The sequence below is a fragment of the Corynebacterium comes genome (genome assembly GCF_009734405.1).
GTDB lineage: Bacteria > Actinomycetota > Actinomycetes > Mycobacteriales > Mycobacteriaceae > Corynebacterium > Corynebacterium comes.
Genome location: NZ_CP046453.1, coordinates 1,013,461 through 1,030,771, shown reverse-complemented (window position 1 = coordinate 1,030,771; position 17,311 = coordinate 1,013,461). Strand labels below are relative to the sequence as shown.

Here is a 17,311-nt window from a genome sequence, read left to right as displayed (position 1 = left end):
GAGCATGGTGAACTACGTCGACCGCGAAACGATACTGTGTATCTCTCTGGCCGCCCGGCCCAGCAATCACGGGGTCCGGTTCCACAACTGGCTCTACGACACACTGGGCCTCAACTACCTCTACAAGGCGGTCGCCCCGACCGACATCACCGCGGCCGTCGCCGGCATCCGCGGCCTGGACATCCGCGGGGCGGGCGTGTCCATGCCCTACAAGCAGGCCGTCATCCCGCTGATCGACGTCCTCGATCCCTCCGCCTCCCGCATCGGCGCCGTCAACACGATCGTCAACACCGACGGCGAACTGGTCGGCTACAACACCGACTACGTCGCGGTGGCCTCGCTGCTGAAGTCCCACGCGGTGGATCCTTCCCTGCCCGTCGCGGTGCGCGGTTCCGGCGGCATGGCCAACGCCGTCGTCGCGGCCCTGGCCGATCACGGCATGCAGGGCACCGTGGTCGCCCGCAACCATGAGACGGGCCCGTCCCTGGCGTCCCGTGTCGGCTGGGACTACTCCGCCGAGGTGCCGGCGGAGGCCGGTCTGCTGGTCAACGTGACCCCGCTGGGCATGTACGGCGACAAGGAACATGCCCAGGCCTTCACCGACGATTCGATCGCCTCGGCGGCGATGGTGTTCGACGTCGTGGCCTACCCGGTCCGCACCCCGCTGATCCGGGCCGCCGAGCGTCTGGGCACCCCCACCATCAACGGCGGCGAGGTCGTGGCACTCCAGGCAGCCGAGCAGTTCGCCCTGTACACGGGCGTGCGTCCCACCTCGGAGCAGGTCGAGGCGGCCGAGGTCTACGCGAACCAGCCGTGACCCGACCGGGGAACAATCCGCCGTCCCCCGGAGTTTGTCTCTGTGAAATTGATTAGAATCAGACAATAGCCAACCCTCAAGGAGCAACCATGGCCCTCATGAAGTCCAGGAGAACTCCGGCGGAGACGCCGCAGCAGGTCCTCATCGACGGCCTGGGTTCCGATCCCGCTGCGCTGGAGCAGAACGCCGGCCCAGCCGGCCGGATGCTCATCTCCGCCCTGGACAAGGCGGTGTCGATCCAGTCCTCGGCCATCACCGGCTACGTGGACTTCCTGCGGAAGAGGAACCCGGAGGCCCCGCCGGCGGAGATTCAGGAGCTCATCGACAAGCACTTCCTGCGCATCGCCACCGGTTCAGGTGCGGGTGCAGGCGCCGCCGCCGCAATCCCCGGCATCGGATTCTTCATGGGTGCCGCCGCCATCAGCGCGGAATCCCTCGTCTTCCTCGATGCCGCCGCCTGGTACACCATGGCCAGCGCCCACCTGCGGGGCATCGACATCTCCGGGAAGGAGCGCCGCAAGGCGCTCATCCTGGTGGCGCTGCTGGGGGCCAAGGGAACGGCGATCGTCGATACGTTCGTGGGAGACATCGGCAAGACGAAGGGCGCGCCGACGATCTCCGCGGTGGCGCGCTTCTCCGCCCCGAAGCTCACGGAGATGAACAACAGCCTCGTCCGCACCGCGGTGAAGCAGCTGACCAGACGTTTCCGCAAGGCCTGGCTGGGCAAGATCATGCCGCTGGGCATCGGCGCGGTGGTGGGCACCATCGCGAACCGCAAGCTGAGCAAGGCCGTCATCGCCAACGCCCGCGAATCCCTCGGGATGGTCCCGGCGAGCTTCGCCACACCGGTGAAGTAGGTGGCGCGACACTCCGGCACCCGGGAACTGGCCGCCGCGCTGCGGGAACGCCGCGGAATCACCGCCGTCACCCTGGTGTCCACCATCGCGGCCACGGTGTTCGAGGTCCTCATCCCGCTGCTGACCGGCTCGGCGGTGGACGTGGCCACGGGCGCCGCCACCGAATCGCCCGCGACCCGGGCACTCCCGCAGCTGGAACCGCTGCAGGCCATCATCGCGGTGCTCATCGTGGTGGCCCTGGCCCGGTATCTGAGCCAGTTCCTGCGCAGATACACCGCGGGCCGCTTGTCCATCGACACCCAGCACACACTGCGGGTGAAGCTCCTCGACCGGCTGCAGCGTCTCGACGGCCCCGGCCAGGACCAGATCGTCACCGGCCAGGTGGTGTCCCGCTCGATCTCCGACCTCAACGCCACCCAGGGGCTCGTCGCCATGGGGCCATGGGCCCTGGGCATGGTGGTGCAGCTGCTGATCACCGTGGGCGTCATGCTGTGGGTCTCCCCCCTGCTCACGGTCTTCGCCCTGGCCTTCCTCCCACTCGTCGTGGGCCTCGCGGTGATCTCCCGGCGCTCCGTGTACGCCGCGACCTGGGTGTCCCAGCAGGCCACCGCCGACCTGGCCACCCATGTCGAGCAGACCGTCACCGGCGTGCGCGTGGTCAAGGCCTTCGCCCAGGAGGACCGCGAGGTCGACCGCCTGGACGCCCTGGGCCGCACGCTCTACGCCGCGAAGATGCGGGCCGCGAAACTGCAGGCCCGATTCCAGCCCCTGCTGCGTAACCTGCCGCAGCTGGCGCTGGTGCTCAACATCGTGCTGGGCGGCTGGCTGGTGCTGCGGGGTGACATCACCGTGGGCACCTTCTTCGCCTTCTCCGTCTATCTGACGTCGCTGACCCAGATCGTGGGGATGCTCTCCGGGATGATCGTCACCTTCCAGATGGGACTGGCCTCCCTCGACCGGATCGCCGAGATCCTGGACCTGGCGCCGCAGGATCCGGACCCCGCCGACCCGGTGCCCCTGCCCGAGGGTCCGCTCGGGCTGCGGCTGACGGGCGTGGAGTTCTCCACCCAGGGGCACAAGGTCCTCGACGGCACCACCCTGGACATCGCGCCCGGCGAGACCCTCGCACTCATCGGCCCGGCCGGTTCCGGCAAGTCGATGGCGGTACAGCTGGTCGGCGGTTTCTACCGGCCTGACTCCGGTTCCCTGGCACTGACCACTCCCGAGGGCCGCGAGTTCCACTACCGCGACCTCACGCGCGGGGACCTGCGTGCCGCCGTCACGTGCGTCTTCGACGAGGCTTTCCTCTATTCCTCCTCCATCCGCGACAACATCGCCATGGGTTCGGCAGCCACCGAGGAGGAGATCCGCCACGCCGCCGACCTGGCCCAGGCCACCGAATTCATCGACCGTCTCCCCGAGGGCTTCGATACCGTCGTGGGCGAACGCGGACTCACCCTGTCCGGCGGCCAGCGCCAGCGCATCGCCCTCGCCCGGGCACTGCTGGCCCGCCCGCGCGTGCTCATCCTCGACGACGCCACCTCCGCCATCGACGCCGCCACCGAGGCCCGCATCCTCACAGGTCTGCGCGAGGAGCTTGCCGACGTCACCGTGCTCGCCGTCGCCCACCGCCAGTCCACCCTGGATCTGGCCGAGCGCGTCGCCATCATCGACGCCGGCCGCATCACCGTCACCGGCGATCACCTGGCACTCGCCGACGACCCCCGGTTCACCGCCATCATGGATCCCTCCCCCACTCCGCTGCCGGACCGCTCCGCCATCCCGGAGCCCACCCGCGGGCAGCTGTGGCCGGAGAACATCCGGGCCGAGCACACCGAGCACATCACCGACACCTCCGGCGCCATCGGTGGCCGCCCCGGCGGCGGCATGGGCGGGGGGCGTGGGATGGGCGCGATCACGGCCACACCGGAGCTGCTGGCGCGCGTGGAGAAACTCCCGCCCGCCGAAGAACAACCCCGCCTGGACACCGCGCGGCTGCGCTCCGACCGCGCCGGGTTCAGGGTGCGCGACCTCTTCCTCGCCGTGCGTTGGCTGATCCTCGCGGTGATCGGACTGCTGCTGGTGGGCGTGTTCACCGACCTGACCTTCCCCACCCTCATGCGCTGGGCGGTGGATGACGGCGTGGGCGCCGGTTCGCTGAGCACGCTGTGGTGGATCGCCGGCGGCGGACTGGTCATGGTCGCGGTGAGCTGGGCGGCCGCCACCGCGCTGATCGTCCTCACCTCACGGACCGGCGAGAGGCTGCTCTACGGTCTGCGGCTGCGCAGCTACGCGCACCTGCAGCGACTGTCGATGAGCTACTACGAGACGAACCTCTCCGGTCGGATCATGACGCGCATGACCACCGACATCGACACCCTCAGCTCCTTCCTGCAGACCGGCCTGGCGCAGTCGATCGTCTCGGTGGGCACGCTGGTGGGCATCATCGCGATGCTCGCCTGGACCGACGCCGGACTCTCGGTGGTGGCGGTGGCCGCGATCCCGGTGATCGTGCTGGCCACCCTGATCTTCCGCCGGATCTCCTCCCGCCTGTACACCCTGGCCCGCGAGCAGGTCAGCTCGGTCAACGCCTCGTTCCAGGAGAACATCAACGGCCTGCGTACCGCCCAGATGCACGGCCGCACCCCCGGCGCCCTCGCGGAGTTCGAGTCCCGGTCCGAGCAGTACCGACGCCTCCGTGTCCGCGCGCAGCTCGCCGTCGCCGTCTACTTCCCCGGCGTCAACGCGATCTCCCAGATCACCACGGCGCTGGTCCTCGGCGTCGGCGCGACACGCGTCGCCGACGGGGAGCTCACCGCCGGCGTGCTCGTCGCGTTCGTCATGTACCTGGCCCAGCTCTACGGTCCCATCCAGCAGCTCGGCCAGATCTTCGATTCCTGGCAGCAGGCCGCCGTCGGCTTCCGCCGCATCACCGACCTGCTCGCCGAACGCCCCGCCGTGACAGACACGGGTGAGCGCTCGGACACCGACACGGCGGCAGCCGCCCGCGGCCCCCTCGCACTGGAGAACGTCTCCTTCGCCTACAGCCCGGAGGGGCAGCTCGTGGCCTCCGGCCTGGACGTGGTGATCGCCCCGGGCAGCACCGTCGCACTGGTCGGCCCGACGGGTGCCGGCAAGTCGACCGTGGTGAAGCTGCTGGCCCGGTTCTACGACCCCGTCGAGGGGCGCGTCACCGCCAGCGGCACCGATCTGCGCGAGTTTCCCCTCAGACCCTGGCGCCGTGCGATCGCGCAGGTACCGCAGGAGGCGCACCTGTTCATCGGCACCGTCGCGGAGAACATCTCCTACGGGCTGCCCGATGCGGCAGAGAAGGACGTCGAGGAGGCCGTCCGACGCATCGGTGCGCTCGATATCATTGCGGGCATTCCGGGGGGCTTCCGTCACAGTGTGGGCGAGCGGGGCCGGGGGCTGTCCTCCGGTCAACGTCAGCTCATCGCGCTCGCCCGGGCGGAGCTCCTGCGCCCCGACGTGATGCTTCTCGACGAAGCGACCGCCACCCTCGACCCGGCCACCGAGGCTGCTGTGCTGGACGCCTCCGACCGGATCACCCGGGGCCGAACCTCCGTGGTCGTGGCTCACCGTCTGGCCACCGCAGCGAGGGCCGACCGGATCCTCGTCATCGACGGGGGACGTATCATCGAGGACGGCTCCCACCACGAGCTGCTGAACCGGAAGGGCGTGTACGCCGGACTGTGGCGTGCCCACCTTTAACGGGGGTGGAGAAACGCCCCCAGCAGTGGATGGTGCAGGGTGACGACACGCTACCCTGTAATGGACGATTACTGTTAGCTAGACGACTGCAACAAGTAGCAATGAAAAGAGGCGAGCATCTGCCGTGAGCAGCGCAAGTACTTTCGGCCCGAACGAGTGGCTGGTAGACGAGATGTTCCAGCAGTTCCAGAAGGACCCCCAGTCCGTGGACAAGGAATGGCGGGAGCTGTTCGAGAAGGACGGCGCCCCGGTGTCCACTGGAACTGCACCCAAGGCAGAGCAGGCCAAGCCGAAGGCCGAGACGCAGCCCGAGCCCGTCTCGGTCCCGTCTGCAGGCCCCATCGGATCCGACAAGCCGAAGAAGCGTGAGACCGCTGTGACGGAGCAGACCAAGGCCGCTAAGGCCACCGCCGAGAAGGCTTCCCCGGCACCCCGGGCGCAGAAGAAGACGGTGTCCCCCATCGACCGCGCCGCAGCGACGCCGAAGCCGGAGCCCGGCGCCAAGGCACTGCGCGGCATGTTCAAGGCCATCGCCAAGAACATGGACGAGTCGCTCGAGGTCCCCACCGCGACCTCGGTCCGCGACATGCCGGTGAAGCTGATGTTCGAGAACCGCGCCATGGTCAACGACCACCTGGCCCGGACCCGTGGCGGCAAGATCTCCTTCACCCACATCATCGGCTTCGCCATGGCGAAGGCGATCCAGGCCCACCCGGACATGAACGTCTCCTATGACGTCGTCGACGGCAAGCCCTCCGTGGTCACCCCGGACCACATCAACATCGGTCTGGCCATCGATCTCCCGCAGAAGGACGGCTCCCGCGCTCTCGTGGTCGCCGCCATCAAGGAGACCGAGGACATGTCCTTCGACGAATTCGTCGAGGCCTACGAGGACATCGTCTCCCGCTCCCGGGTCGGCAAGCTGACCCTCGACGATTACCAGGGCGTCACCGTCTCGCTGACCAACCCGGGCGGCATCGGTACCCGCCACTCCGTCCCGCGTCTGACCAAGGGTCAGGGCACCATCATCGGTGTCGGATCCATGGATTACCCGGCCGAGTTCGCCGGCGCCTCCGAGGACCGCCTGGGAGAGCTGGGTGTGGGCAAGCTCGTCACCATCACCTCCACCTACGACCACCGCGTCATCCAGGGTGCAGAGTCCGGCGAGTTCCTGCGCACCATGTCGCAGCTGCTCATCGACGACAAGTTCTGGGACCACATCTTCGACCGCATGAACGTCCCCTACGTTCCGATGCGTTGGGCCCAGGACCTGCCGAACCGCGGCATCGACAAGAACACCCGTGTCATGCAGCTCATCGAGGCCTACCGTTCCCGCGGTCACCTCATCGCCGACACCAACCCGCTGCAATGGCACCAGCCGGGCATGCCGATCCCGGATCACCGCGATCTGGACATCGCCACCCACGGTCTGACCATCTGGGACCTCGACCGCCTCTTCCACGTCGGTGGCTTCGGCGACAAGGAGGTCATGACCCTGCGCGAGGTGCTCGCCCGCCTGCGCGCCGCCTACACCCTCAAGGTCGGCACCGAGTACACCCACATCCTCGACCGCGACGAGCGCGAATGGCTCCGGGACCGCCTCGAGGCCGGCATGCCCAAGCCGACCAACGCCGAGCAGAAGTACATCCTGCAGAAGCTCAACGCCGCAGAGGCCTTCGAGAACTTCCTGCAGACCAAGTACGTCGGCCAGAAGCGCTTCTCCCTCGAGGGCGCCGAGGCACTCATCCCGCTGATGGACGCCGCCATCGACACCGCCGCAGGCCAGGGCCTCGACGAGGTCGTCATCGGCATGCCCCACCGTGGTCGTCTCAACGTCCTGTTCAACATCGTGGGTAAGCCGCTGGCCACCATCTTCAACGAGTTCGAGGGCAACATGACCCAGGGCCAGATCGGTGGCTCCGGTGACGTGAAGTACCACCTCGGCTCCCAGGGTCGCCACCTCCAGATGTTCGGCGACGGCGAGATCACGGTCTCACTGACCGCCAACCCGTCCCACCTCGAGGCCGTCGATCCGGTCATGGTGGGTATCGCCCGCGCCAAGCAGGACCTGCTGGACAAGGGCGATGACGGCTTCACCGTCATGCCGATCATGCTCCACGGTGACGCATCCTTCGCCGGCCTGGGCATCGTCCAGGAGACCATCAACATCGCCGGCCTGCGCGGCTACACCGTCGGCGGCACCATCCACATCGTGGTGAACAACCAGATCGGCTTCACCACCACCCCGGACTCCTCCCGCTCCACCCACTACGCCACCGACCTGGCCAAGGGCTTCGACACCCCGGTCTTCCACGTCAACGGTGACGACCCGGAGGCGGTCGTGTGGGTCGGCCAGCTGGCCACCGAGTACCGCCGCCGCTTCGGCAAGGACGTCTTCATCGACCTCATCTGCTACCGCCGCCGCGGTCACAACGAGGCCGACGACCCGTCGATGACCCAGCCGCAGATGTACGAGATCATCAGCGACCGCAAGTCCGTCCGAGCCCGCTACACCGACGACCTCGTCGGCCGTGGCGACCTCTCCGCCGAGGACGCCGAGAAGGCCGCACGGGACTTCCACGACCAGATGGAGTCCGTCTTCAACGAGGTGAAGGAATCGGAGAAGGCCGGCCCGCAGGAGCAGACCGGCATCACCTCCTCACAGGAGCTGACCCGCGGCCTGGACACATCCATCTCCCGCGCGGAACTCCTCGAGATCGGCCACGCCTACTCGACCGCACCGGAGGGCTTCGAGTTCCACCCGCGTGTCGCGCCGGTGGCCAAGAAGCGCGCCGCCGCCGTCAAGGAGGGTGGCATCGACTGGGGCTGGGGCGAGCTCATCGCCTTCGGTTCCCTGGCGAACTCCGGCCGGCTCGTCCGTCTGGCCGGTGAGGATTCCCGTCGTGGTACCTTCACCCAGCGCCATGCCGTTCCTGTCGACCCGCGCACCGGTCAGGAGTACAACCCGCTGCACGAACTGGCCCAGTCCAAGGGCGAAGGCAAGTTCATGGTCTACAACTCCGCTCTGACCGAGTACGCCGGCATGGGCTTCGAGTACGGCTACACCGTGGGCAACCAGGACGCGGTCGTCGCCTGGGAGGCGCAGTTCGGTGACTTCGCCAACGGTGCGCAGACCATCATCGACGAGTACGTCTCCTCCGGTGAAGCCAAGTGGGGCGAGACCTCCGGCCTGATCCTCCTCCTGCCGCACGGCTACGAGGGCCAGGGCCCGGACCACTCCTCCGCCCGCATCGAGCGCTTCCTGCAGCTGTGCGCCGAGGGTTCCATGACCGTGGCGCAGCCGACCACCCCGGCGAACCACTTCCACCTGCTGCGCCGTCACGCGCTGGGCACGATGAAGCGCCCGCTGGTCGTCTTCACCCCGAAGTCGATGCTGCGCCTCAAGGACGCAGCTTCCTCCGTCGAGGACTTCACCGAGGTCAAGAGCTTCCAGTCGGTCTACAACGACCCGAATCTGGTTGACCTGGAGGGCAACAAGGTCGGTGACACCGACAAGGTGACCACCATCCTCCTGTGCTCCGGCAAGGTCTACTACGAGCTGGAGAAGCGCCGCGTGAAGGACAAGCGCGACGACGTCGCGATCGTGCGCATCGAGATGCTGCACCCGATCCCGTTCAACCGTCTGCGTGAGGCGTTCGATCACTTCCCGAACGTCACCGAGATCCGCTTCGTGCAGGACGAGCCGGCCAACCAGGGCCCGTGGCCGTTCTACAACGAGCACCTGCGCAACCTGATTCCGGGTATGCCGGAGATGCGCCGCATCTCCCGCCGCGCGCAGTCCTCGACCGCGACCGGTGTGGCCAAGGTCCACCAGCTTGAGCAGGCTCAGCTGCTCGACGAAGCATTCGCCTAGACTGCTTCTCCACGCCGCCCCCGCCCCGGTTCCACCGGAGCGGGGGCGGTTTCCTTATCTCTGACGCCTCTCCGCCACCGCGGGAGGATCAGTACCCCAGCCACTCCGCGACAGCCCCCGACACCGAGGATCCCTCCCCCGTGGCCTCGACGAGTCCGGCGATCTCGTCCGTGGTGAGGAAGCGCGTCACGGCGGTGACCTCCTCGAGCTCCTCGCGGTCGAAGATGCCCCGGTCGTACACCGGGATGACGGACTGCGGCAGCTCGGGTGCCTGCCCATCACGGATCTCCGCGGCACACCCCTGGGCCGAGGACGGATCCGGGGACGTCATCTGGCTGGGCAGCGCACCCATGAACGCCCGGTAGGTCTCGTCCGACGGATCCTCGACCTCACCCGTCTCGATCGCCGTGGACAACTCCTCCGCCCGGTTCGGGTCGAGTGTGTGCAGGAAGAAGCCGGTGCAGCCGATGACCAGGTCCGTCTCCCCTGCGCGTAGCCGCTCCAGGGGGCCGACCTCTCCCGGGGAGTCCCCGATGCTCAGGCTCGTGGACCTGCCGGTCTCCTCAAGCACCTGGGAGTACACCTCACCGAGGATCAGCTGCTCCGTGGAGTTCGGGGAGACGGTGATCCTGACCGGCCGGGTGTGATCCGGATTGTCTTCCCGTCCGGGTTCGGCGGTGGAACACGCCGCCAGGGACATGATCCCCACGAGTCCGAGAGCAGGCAGGACGGCACGGGCGGCGAGGCGATTCATGCCTCAGAACTCTACCCCTCGGGGTTCGCCTTACGCGCCAGTCCGGAACGGGCGATGATGTCGCGCGCCTCAGCGGCGCGGGCGGGGTCAGACAGCACGTCATAACGGCCGGCGACGATCTGGGTCCGGGAGGTGAAGTCGCGCCTGCCCGCCGACATGGCGTAGGGCACCGCCGCAGTGACTACGCCGAACACGACGCCGATGGCCACGCCCGTCAGCAGCGGCGTGAGGAAACCCCCGCCGAGCAACCCGAAGAGCAGCCCGAAGAATACGCCGATCCACGCGCCCGACAGGGCACCGCCGCCGATGACCCGGCCCCACGTCAGACGACCGGTGACCTTTTCCACCTCCATGAGGTCGACACCGACGATCGTGAGATCTTTCACGGGAAACTGCATGTCCGAGAGCTTGTCGACGGCCGCCTGGGCGTCCTCGTAGGAGGCGAAACTACCTATCGGCCAGCCGGTCGGACGGGGACGTAACGGGGTGCTCATGTCCCTACAACGTTCCGGGGTGCCTTTTGGTTCCGGTCTAGACTTGAAGCCATGAGTGCTGTCACCCGCGTGTACGCAGGCCGTATGGTCGGACTGCAGGTCCGAGATCCGGAGCTTGATCCGATCGGCCGCGTCCGTGATGTCGTGGTCAACATCCGACCTCACGGCCAACAGTCGCGCGCCCTGGGCGTGGTCGTTGAGCTGGTCAACAATCGCCGCATCTTCGTACCCATGCTGCGCATCGCGGCGATCGAACCCCGCGACGTCACCCTGGCCACCGGTTCGGTGTCCATGCGGGCCTTCCAGGTCCGGTCCGGCGAGCTCACCGTCATGGGCGACCTGGTGGGATCCAAGGTGCACACCGATACCCCGGAACTTGAGGAGCTGCACGGCCGCGCCATCGAGATCGCCGACATCGAACTCGAACGCACCCGGACCCGCGACTGGGTGATCACCCGCGCAGCGGTCTTCGGCCCCCGTCCGAAGTTCGGGCGTTCACCGCAGATGTACACCATCCCGTGGCCCCATATCCACGGCGTCAGCGCAGCCGGGGTCGGCCAGTCCGACAACATCGCTGAGTTGATCGCCACCTTCGACCGGATGCGCCCGGCCGACGTTGCCAACTACCTCCACGCCATGACCCCCGGTCAGCGCCACCAGCTGGCCAGCGAACTCAATGACGAGCGCCTCGCCGACATCCTCCAGGAACTCCCGGAGGACCACCAGGCGGAGCTCCTGGAGACCCTGGACATCGAGCGTGCCGCGGACGTGCTGGAGGAGATGGATCCGGACGACGCCGCGGACATCCTGCAGGAACTGCCGGACAACAAGGCCGAGGTGCTGCTCGAGCTGATGGACCCGGAGGAGTCCGCGCCGGTGCGTCGGCTCATGAGCTTCTCCCCCGACACCGTCGGCGCCCTGATGACCCCGGAGCCGCTCATCCTGACCCCGCAGACCACCGTCGCTGAGGCGCTCGCGCTCGCCCGCGACCCTGAACTGCCGACCTCGCTGGCCTCCATGGTCTTCGTCGTCCGTCCGCCCACGGCGACCCCGACCGGGAAGTACCTGGGCTGCGTCCACATGCAGAAACTCCTGCGCGAGCCTCCCTCGACGTTGATCGGCGGCATCCTCGACCCCGACCTGCCGCCGTTGTACGCCGATGATGACCAGGAGACCGCCGCGCGTTACTTCGCCACCTACAACCTCGTGTGCGGGCCTGTCCTGGACGAGAACCACCACCTCCTCGGGGCCGTCGCCGTCGACGATCTCCTGGACCATCTCCTGCCGGAGGACTGGCGCCTGGAGGGCGTGCGGCCGAAGGGTCGACACGACGTCGATAAGCAGGTGAACAATGGCTGAGTACATCCGCTCCGATCTGGGTACACCCGTCTACAGCCGACGTCGCAAGTTCCTCCGTTTCGACGACGACACCGTCGGTGCGGGTGCGGAGAAGGTCGCCCGGTTCTTCGGCACCGGCCAGTACCTGATGTGGCAGACCGTCATGGTGATCGTGTGGATCGCGCTCAACGCCGGCGGCTGGTTCATCTGGAAGTGGGACCCCTACCCCTTCATCCTGCTCAACCTGGCGTTCTCCACGCAGGCCGCCTACGCGGCACCGCTGATTCTGCTGGCGCAGAACCGTCAGGAGGACCGTGACAAGGTCACCTTGAGCGCCGACCGCAGGCGCGCTGAAGAGACCAAGGCGGACACCGAGTTCCTCGCCCGCGAGCTCGCCGCCGTCCGCCTGGCCGTCGGCGAGATGGTCTCCCGTGACTACCTGCGCCACGAGCTGGAGGATCTGCGGGGCCTGCTCGAAAGACTCGAGGCCAAGCTCGATGACGTCTCGGCCGACGTCAACGACTCCGCCGCGGACCTCTACGAACCGATCCAGGGTGACCTGGCCGAAGATCCTGATCGTTGACACGCCTACTACGATGGACGACGTCATGTCTGCTATCACCGAATCCGCTGTCCGCAGCGCGCTGTCCCGCGTAGAGGATCCTGAAATCGGCAAGCCCCTCACCGAGCTGGGGATGGTCAAGTCGATCACTGTCAATGGCCCCGACGTCGCGGTTGAGCTCTACCTCACCATCGCCGGTTGCCCCATGAAGTCCACCATCACCGGCAACGCGCAGGCCGCCGTGGAGGAACTCGATGGCGTGGGTGCGGTCACCGTCACCACCGACGTCATGAGCGACGAACAGCGCCGCGAACTGCGCATGTCGCTGCGCGGCGGCGTCGAGGAGCCGACGATCCCCTTCGCCGATCCCGATTCCACCACCCGCGTCTACGCCGTGGCCTCGGGCAAGGGCGGCGTGGGAAAGTCCTCCATGACCGTCAACCTCGCCGTGGCGCTCGCCGCCCGTGGCTTCAAGGTCGGTGTCCTGGACGCCGACATCTACGGCCACTCCGTCCCCGGTCTCCTCGGCTCCGATCAGCGCCCCACCGCCGTCGACGACATGATCATGCCGCCGATCGCCCACGGCGTGAAGCTGATCTCCATCGGCCACTTCGTCGACGGGAACGCACCCGTCGTATGGCGCGGCCCCATGCTGCACCGCGCGATCCAGCAGTTCCTCGCCGACGTCTTCTGGGGCGATCTGGACTTCCTGTTCCTGGATCTCCCGCCGGGAACCGGCGACGTGGCCATCTCGGTGGCCCAGCTGGTGCCGAACGCGGAGCTGCTCATCGTCACCACCCCGCAGACGGCTGCCGCAGAGGTCGCTGAGCGTGCCGGCTCCATCACGCAACAGACCCGCCAGCGCGTCGCCGGGGTCATCGAGAACATGTCCGCCATGGTGCTTCCCGACGGCTCGACGCTCGACGTCTTCGGTTCGGGTGGCGGCCAGCAGGTGGCGGACCGTCTTTCCGTCCTCACCGGCGGCGAGGTCCCGCTGCTCGGCCAGATCCCCCTCGACCCGCAGCTGCGCGTCCACGGCGACGAGGGCACGCCGATCGCCGTATCCGAGCCGGACTCCCCCGCCGGTGCCGCCATCAGCCGGATCGCGGAAAAGATCATGACCCGCCGCGAGTCGCTCGCCGGCAGGTCACTGGGCCTCGGGGTCACCGGCTCCTAGGTGATATCCGCCCAGGAGAATCCGCCGCCGGCGCCGTAGTCGCCCTTCGGGGACTCCTGGGTCGGCTGCGGCTGACGTACCTGCTGCTGGGATGGCTGCGGCTGGGGTTGCCGGGGGGCGCGGGGGTCCTCCTCCATCATCTTCTTCGGGTCGAAAGCATCGAGGGCGGAATCGTCGCCGTCGAAGAGCGCCTTGGTGATCGCCCCGCGCGGTCCCAGGCGCGTGTACTCCGCGACCTGCTCCATCGGCTTGCGGAACTGCTCGAATTCCTCGCCCAACTCGCCGTTGAGTTCCTTCTTCGCGTTGTTGATCGCGCGACGGGCCGCGAAGATCGCGGCACGCACATCCTCGATCAGACCGGGCAGCCGCTCCGGTCCGACGACGATGAGGGCCACGATCACCAGCGTGAAAATCTCCAGCCAACCGATACTCTGAAACACACATTCACCTTAGTCGTACCTTGCCGAACTCACACGACTAGTGGCCCTGGTTACGTTTGACCGCCCGGAGAATCATCTCCACCTTGTCCAGCAGGCACTCCGGTTCCGGCATGGGCATCGACGCCGCGTCCGGGCCGGCCTTGACCGGGCGGGTGGGGATCCCCGTCAGCCGGGCGAGCAGGTCATGGGGGACACGGACGTCCTCGGTGACGTTGCACCCGCGCAGCCATTCGGAGGCACCTCGCTGCCGCTCGATCTCCTGCCGGCATTCAGGGCAGTGCACGAGGTGGACGCGGGCGCGGTGCGTCGCGGCGTCGGAAAGCTCCCCGTCCACGAAGGCTGCGACGGCCTCGAGGCTCAGGTGCTCGACAGACGCGAACTCCCGGCGCCCGCGGGTCCGGCGCGGAAAGCTTGACAGATTGGGACGAATCATCGCCACGGCTGACCTCCTCACGTTCTCCTCTCCAGAATACTTGGGATCGGCTCAACGGGTCCGCAGGAGAAGTTTCGCGCCCTCGTCTTTCTGGGCTGCGGCCTCCAGGCTGGCGCGCAGCTGGGTCCGGCCCCGGTGAATGCGGGAACGCACGGTGCCCATCTTCACGCCCAGGGTGTCGGCGATCTCGTCGTAGGACATGCCGACGACGTCACAGAGTACAACGGCCACACGGAAGTCGGGGCCGAGCTGATCGAGCGCGTCCTGCAACGCAGGGTCCAGGTTGGCGACGTTGTAGGCCTGCTCCGGCGTCATGTCGGTGCCGGGGAGACGCTCGTAGTCCTCCGGCAGCGCCTCCATGCGGATCTTGTTGCGGTGGCGCACCATGTCCAGGAACAGGTTGGTGGTGATGCGGTGCAGCCACCCTTCGAAGGTGCCCGGTTGGTAGTGCTTGAGGGAACGGAACACGCGCATGAAGGTCTCCTGGGTGAGATCATCAGCATCGTAGGGGTTGCCGGAGAGGCGGAACGCCAGGCGGTACACGCTGTCCGCGTGTTCGGCGACCAGCTCACCCCAGGTCGGCATGTCCCCCTGACCGGCATCGAACGCGGCAGTCCCGGCGAGGTCGTCGGCCGGGGCGTGGTCGTCGTGTCCTGTGGTGCGCGTCATGCGCTCTATCGTGCTACATCGGACTGCAGAACACTACACAATGAACTGGCAAACTTCTGTGAAGCGCCGTCCTCCGCCCCACTGGCCACATCAGCCACTTTGCCGGGTGTGCGGGAAAAACACCTGTGCATCCACCTAGACTGGATAATTGTGACTGACACGGCCTATGACGCATTACGCTCCTACATCGAATCGACCTCGGACATCCCGGACGCCCTCACCGCCGCCCGCCGCGACGCCGAGGAGTTCGGACTCTCCGTCCCCGACGAGATGACCGGCCAGCTCCTGGCCACTCTCGCCGCATCCACCGCGTCCGGGAAATCCACGGGCGCGGTCGCCGTAACCCCCGCCGCCGGCGTCATCGGGATGTACATCCTCCGCGGACTCGGCAAGCGTGGGACACTGACCTGCATCGATCCGGAGGTCGAACATCAGACCCAGGCACGCTCCGTCTTCCGCCAGGCCGGCTTCGCCCCCTCCCGGGTGCGCTTCCTGCCGTCCCGCCCCCTCGACGTGATGAGCCGTCTCGCCGCCGGTTCCTATCAGCTCGTCTACGCCGAGGTGCCGCCCGTCGAACTGCCGGCGATCGTCAACGCCGCCTGGCCGCTGCTCACCCCCGGCGGCACGCTGGTCCTGGCGGATTCGCTTCTCGACGCCACCCTGGCCGACGACTCCCGCCGCGACCGCGCCACCGCCGCCGCCCGGGAAGCGGACGAGATCGCCCGCAGCCTCGAGGGCGCCCTGGTGACCCGCCTGCCGCTGGGTGCCGGCATGACGTTGATCACCCGTCGCTGAACGCCGGGGGAAATCGCAGAGAGGCCGGTACCCCTGTTCGGGTACCGGCCTCCACCGCGTGAAGAGTCTGGCTGCGGACTACCGTCCTAGACCACTTCGTTCTTGCCCACGGCGACGACGCCACCGGGTGAGATCTTGAAGCGGGCCTCATCGCGGGTACGGTCGACGCCGACGATCTCGCCCTCGCGGACATAGACGTTCTTGTCCAGGATCGCGTGACGGACCACGGCACCCCGGCCGACGCGGACACCCGGCATGAGCACGGAACCCTCGACCGTCGCGCCCTCAGCGATGTGGACGTCACCCGCCAGGACCGAGTTGCGGACGGTGCCGCCGGAGACGATCGAACCGGGGGCCACCATCGACGACTGGGCGATGCCGCCCTGGGTGAACTTCGCGGGCGGGAAGTTCTGGTCTTCGGTGGAGTGGATCGGCCACATGTGGTTGTACAGGTTGAACACCGGGTGGACAGAGATGAGGTCCATGTGCGCCTCGTAGAAGGCGTCGATGGTGCCGACGTCGCGCCAGTAGCCCTTGTCACGCTCGGTGGCGCCCGGGACCTCGTTGGTGGAGAAGTCGTAGACGTGGGCTTCGCCGCGGTCGACGAAATACGGGATGATGTCACCGCCCATGTCGTGGTCGGAGTCCTCGTTCTTCTCGTCATCCAGCAGTGCCTGGATCAGCGCGCTGGTGGTGAACACGTAGTTGCCCATGGACGCGAAGGTGACGTTCGGGTCGTCCGGGGTGCCCGGCGGGTCGGCGGGCTTCTCCAGGAACTCGGTGATGTTGCCTTCGTCGTCGGCCTCGATGACGCCGAAGGCGCTGGCCTCGGAGCGGGGGACGCGGATACCGGCGACCGAGCAGGCCTTGCCGGACGCGATGTGCTCCTCGACCATCTGGGAGGGGTCCATGCGGTAGACGTGGTCCGCACCGAACACGATGACGTAGTCCGGCTCTTCGTCGTAGATCAGGTTGAGGGACTGGACGATGGCGTCTGCGGAGCCGGTGAACCAGCGCTTGCCGCGACGCTGCTGGGCAGGCACCGAGGCGATGTACTGGCTGACCGGCCCGTGCAGCGACCAGGCCTGGGAGATGTGGCGGTCAAGCGAGTGCGACTTGTACTGCGTCAGCACCGCAATCTTGAGGTAGCCCGCGTTGACCAGGTTCGACAGAACGAAGTCGATGAGGCGGTAGCTGCCACCGAACGGAACCGCGGGTTTGGCCCGGTCCTCCGTCAAGGGGAACAGACGTTTTCCCTCGCCGCCGGCGAGAACAATGGCAAGAACATTCGGCTGAGTCTTCACGTGACCCAATCTAGGGCTTCCGGACCGTTTTCGCCGGGGAAGATGACATTCAATCCCCCGATGGT

14 protein-coding genes are annotated in these 17,311 nt (G+C 67.4%); 8 read left to right on the top strand and 6 right to left on the bottom strand.

Features of this window, described 5'->3' with window-relative positions:
- Positions 1-4: 4 nt before the first annotated feature.
- The 4 genes from CETAM_RS05060 (at position 5) to CETAM_RS05045 (ending at position 9,280) form a co-directional block, all read left to right on the top strand.
- Positions 5-817, top strand: a complete 813-nt coding sequence (locus CETAM_RS05060; protein WP_156227582.1) for a shikimate 5-dehydrogenase — start codon at positions 5-7, stop codon at positions 815-817.
- A gap of 89 nt (positions 818-906) precedes the next feature.
- Complete coding sequence (locus CETAM_RS05055; protein WP_231587589.1) at positions 907-1,674, top strand: hypothetical protein; 768 nt, start codon at positions 907-909, stop codon at positions 1,672-1,674.
- Positions 1,675-5,406, top strand: coding sequence for an ABC transporter ATP-binding protein (locus CETAM_RS05050; RefSeq protein WP_197085800.1), 3,732 nt, complete (start codon positions 1,675-1,677; stop codon positions 5,404-5,406).
- Between the two features lie 124 nt (positions 5,407-5,530).
- Entirely contained in the window at positions 5,531-9,280 is a 3,750-nt protein-coding gene (locus tag CETAM_RS05045; RefSeq protein ID WP_156227580.1) for a multifunctional oxoglutarate decarboxylase/oxoglutarate dehydrogenase thiamine pyrophosphate-binding subunit/dihydrolipoyllysine-residue succinyltransferase subunit, read from the top strand.
- Positions 9,281-9,368: 88 nt separating this feature from the next.
- Here the strand turns inward: CETAM_RS05045 and CETAM_RS05040 are convergent, their stop codons facing one another.
- Both CETAM_RS05040 and CETAM_RS05035 read right to left on the bottom strand, forming a co-directional pair.
- Positions 9,369-10,034: a type 2 periplasmic-binding domain-containing protein gene (locus CETAM_RS05040; protein WP_156227578.1), complete on the bottom strand. Its 666-nt coding sequence runs from the start codon at positions 10,032-10,034 to the stop codon at positions 9,369-9,371.
- Positions 10,035-10,045: 11 nt separating this feature from the next.
- On the bottom strand, positions 10,046-10,528 hold the full coding sequence (locus CETAM_RS05035) for a general stress protein (protein WP_156227576.1): 483 nt from the start codon (positions 10,526-10,528) through the stop codon (positions 10,046-10,048).
- Between the two features lie 51 nt (positions 10,529-10,579).
- Between CETAM_RS05035 and CETAM_RS05030 the strand changes: the two genes are divergently transcribed.
- The 3 genes from CETAM_RS05030 to CETAM_RS05020 are packed head-to-tail and all read left to right on the top strand — an operon-like array spanning position 10,580 to position 13,605.
- A complete protein-coding gene (locus CETAM_RS05030; RefSeq protein ID WP_156227574.1) occupies positions 10,580-11,887 on the top strand; it encodes a magnesium transporter MgtE N-terminal domain-containing protein in 1,308 nt (435 codons plus the stop codon).
- Positions 11,880-12,449, top strand: coding sequence for a DUF1003 domain-containing protein (locus CETAM_RS05025; protein ID WP_156227572.1), 570 nt, complete (start codon positions 11,880-11,882; stop codon positions 12,447-12,449). Before CETAM_RS05030 ends, CETAM_RS05025 begins: the two co-directional genes overlap by 8 nt.
- 25 nt (positions 12,450-12,474) lie before the next feature.
- On the top strand, positions 12,475-13,605 hold the full coding sequence (locus CETAM_RS05020) for an Mrp/NBP35 family ATP-binding protein (RefSeq protein WP_156227570.1): 1,131 nt from the start codon (positions 12,475-12,477) through the stop codon (positions 13,603-13,605).
- On the opposite strand, the gene tatB is transcribed toward CETAM_RS05020, so the two are convergent.
- From tatB to sigE, 3 genes are read right to left on the bottom strand one after another with little or no spacing between them, the layout of a single operon-like run.
- Positions 13,602-14,045: a Sec-independent protein translocase protein TatB gene (tatB, locus tag CETAM_RS05015; protein ID WP_156227568.1), complete on the bottom strand. Its 444-nt coding sequence runs from the start codon at positions 14,043-14,045 to the stop codon at positions 13,602-13,604. The genes CETAM_RS05020 and tatB overlap by 4 nt on opposite strands.
- Before the next feature lie 37 nt (positions 14,046-14,082).
- Positions 14,083-14,478 (bottom strand): anti-sigma factor family protein, encoded by a 396-nt coding sequence (locus CETAM_RS05010; RefSeq protein ID WP_156229377.1) that lies wholly within the window; start codon positions 14,476-14,478, stop codon positions 14,083-14,085.
- Between the two features lie 51 nt (positions 14,479-14,529).
- Entirely contained in the window at positions 14,530-15,147 is a 618-nt protein-coding gene (sigE, locus tag CETAM_RS05005) for an RNA polymerase sigma factor SigE (RefSeq protein WP_156227566.1), read from the bottom strand.
- A gap of 150 nt (positions 15,148-15,297) precedes the next feature.
- Here sigE and CETAM_RS05000 point away from each other — a divergent pair, with 150 nt between their 5' ends.
- A complete protein-coding gene (locus CETAM_RS05000; protein WP_156227553.1) occupies positions 15,298-15,942 on the top strand; it encodes an O-methyltransferase in 645 nt (214 codons plus the stop codon).
- Positions 15,943-16,028: 86 nt separating this feature from the next.
- Here the strand turns inward: CETAM_RS05000 and glgC are convergent, their stop codons facing one another.
- On the bottom strand, positions 16,029-17,246 hold the full coding sequence (glgC, locus tag CETAM_RS04995; protein ID WP_156227551.1) for a glucose-1-phosphate adenylyltransferase: 1,218 nt from the start codon (positions 17,244-17,246) through the stop codon (positions 16,029-16,031).
- Positions 17,247-17,311 lie beyond the last annotated feature (65 nt).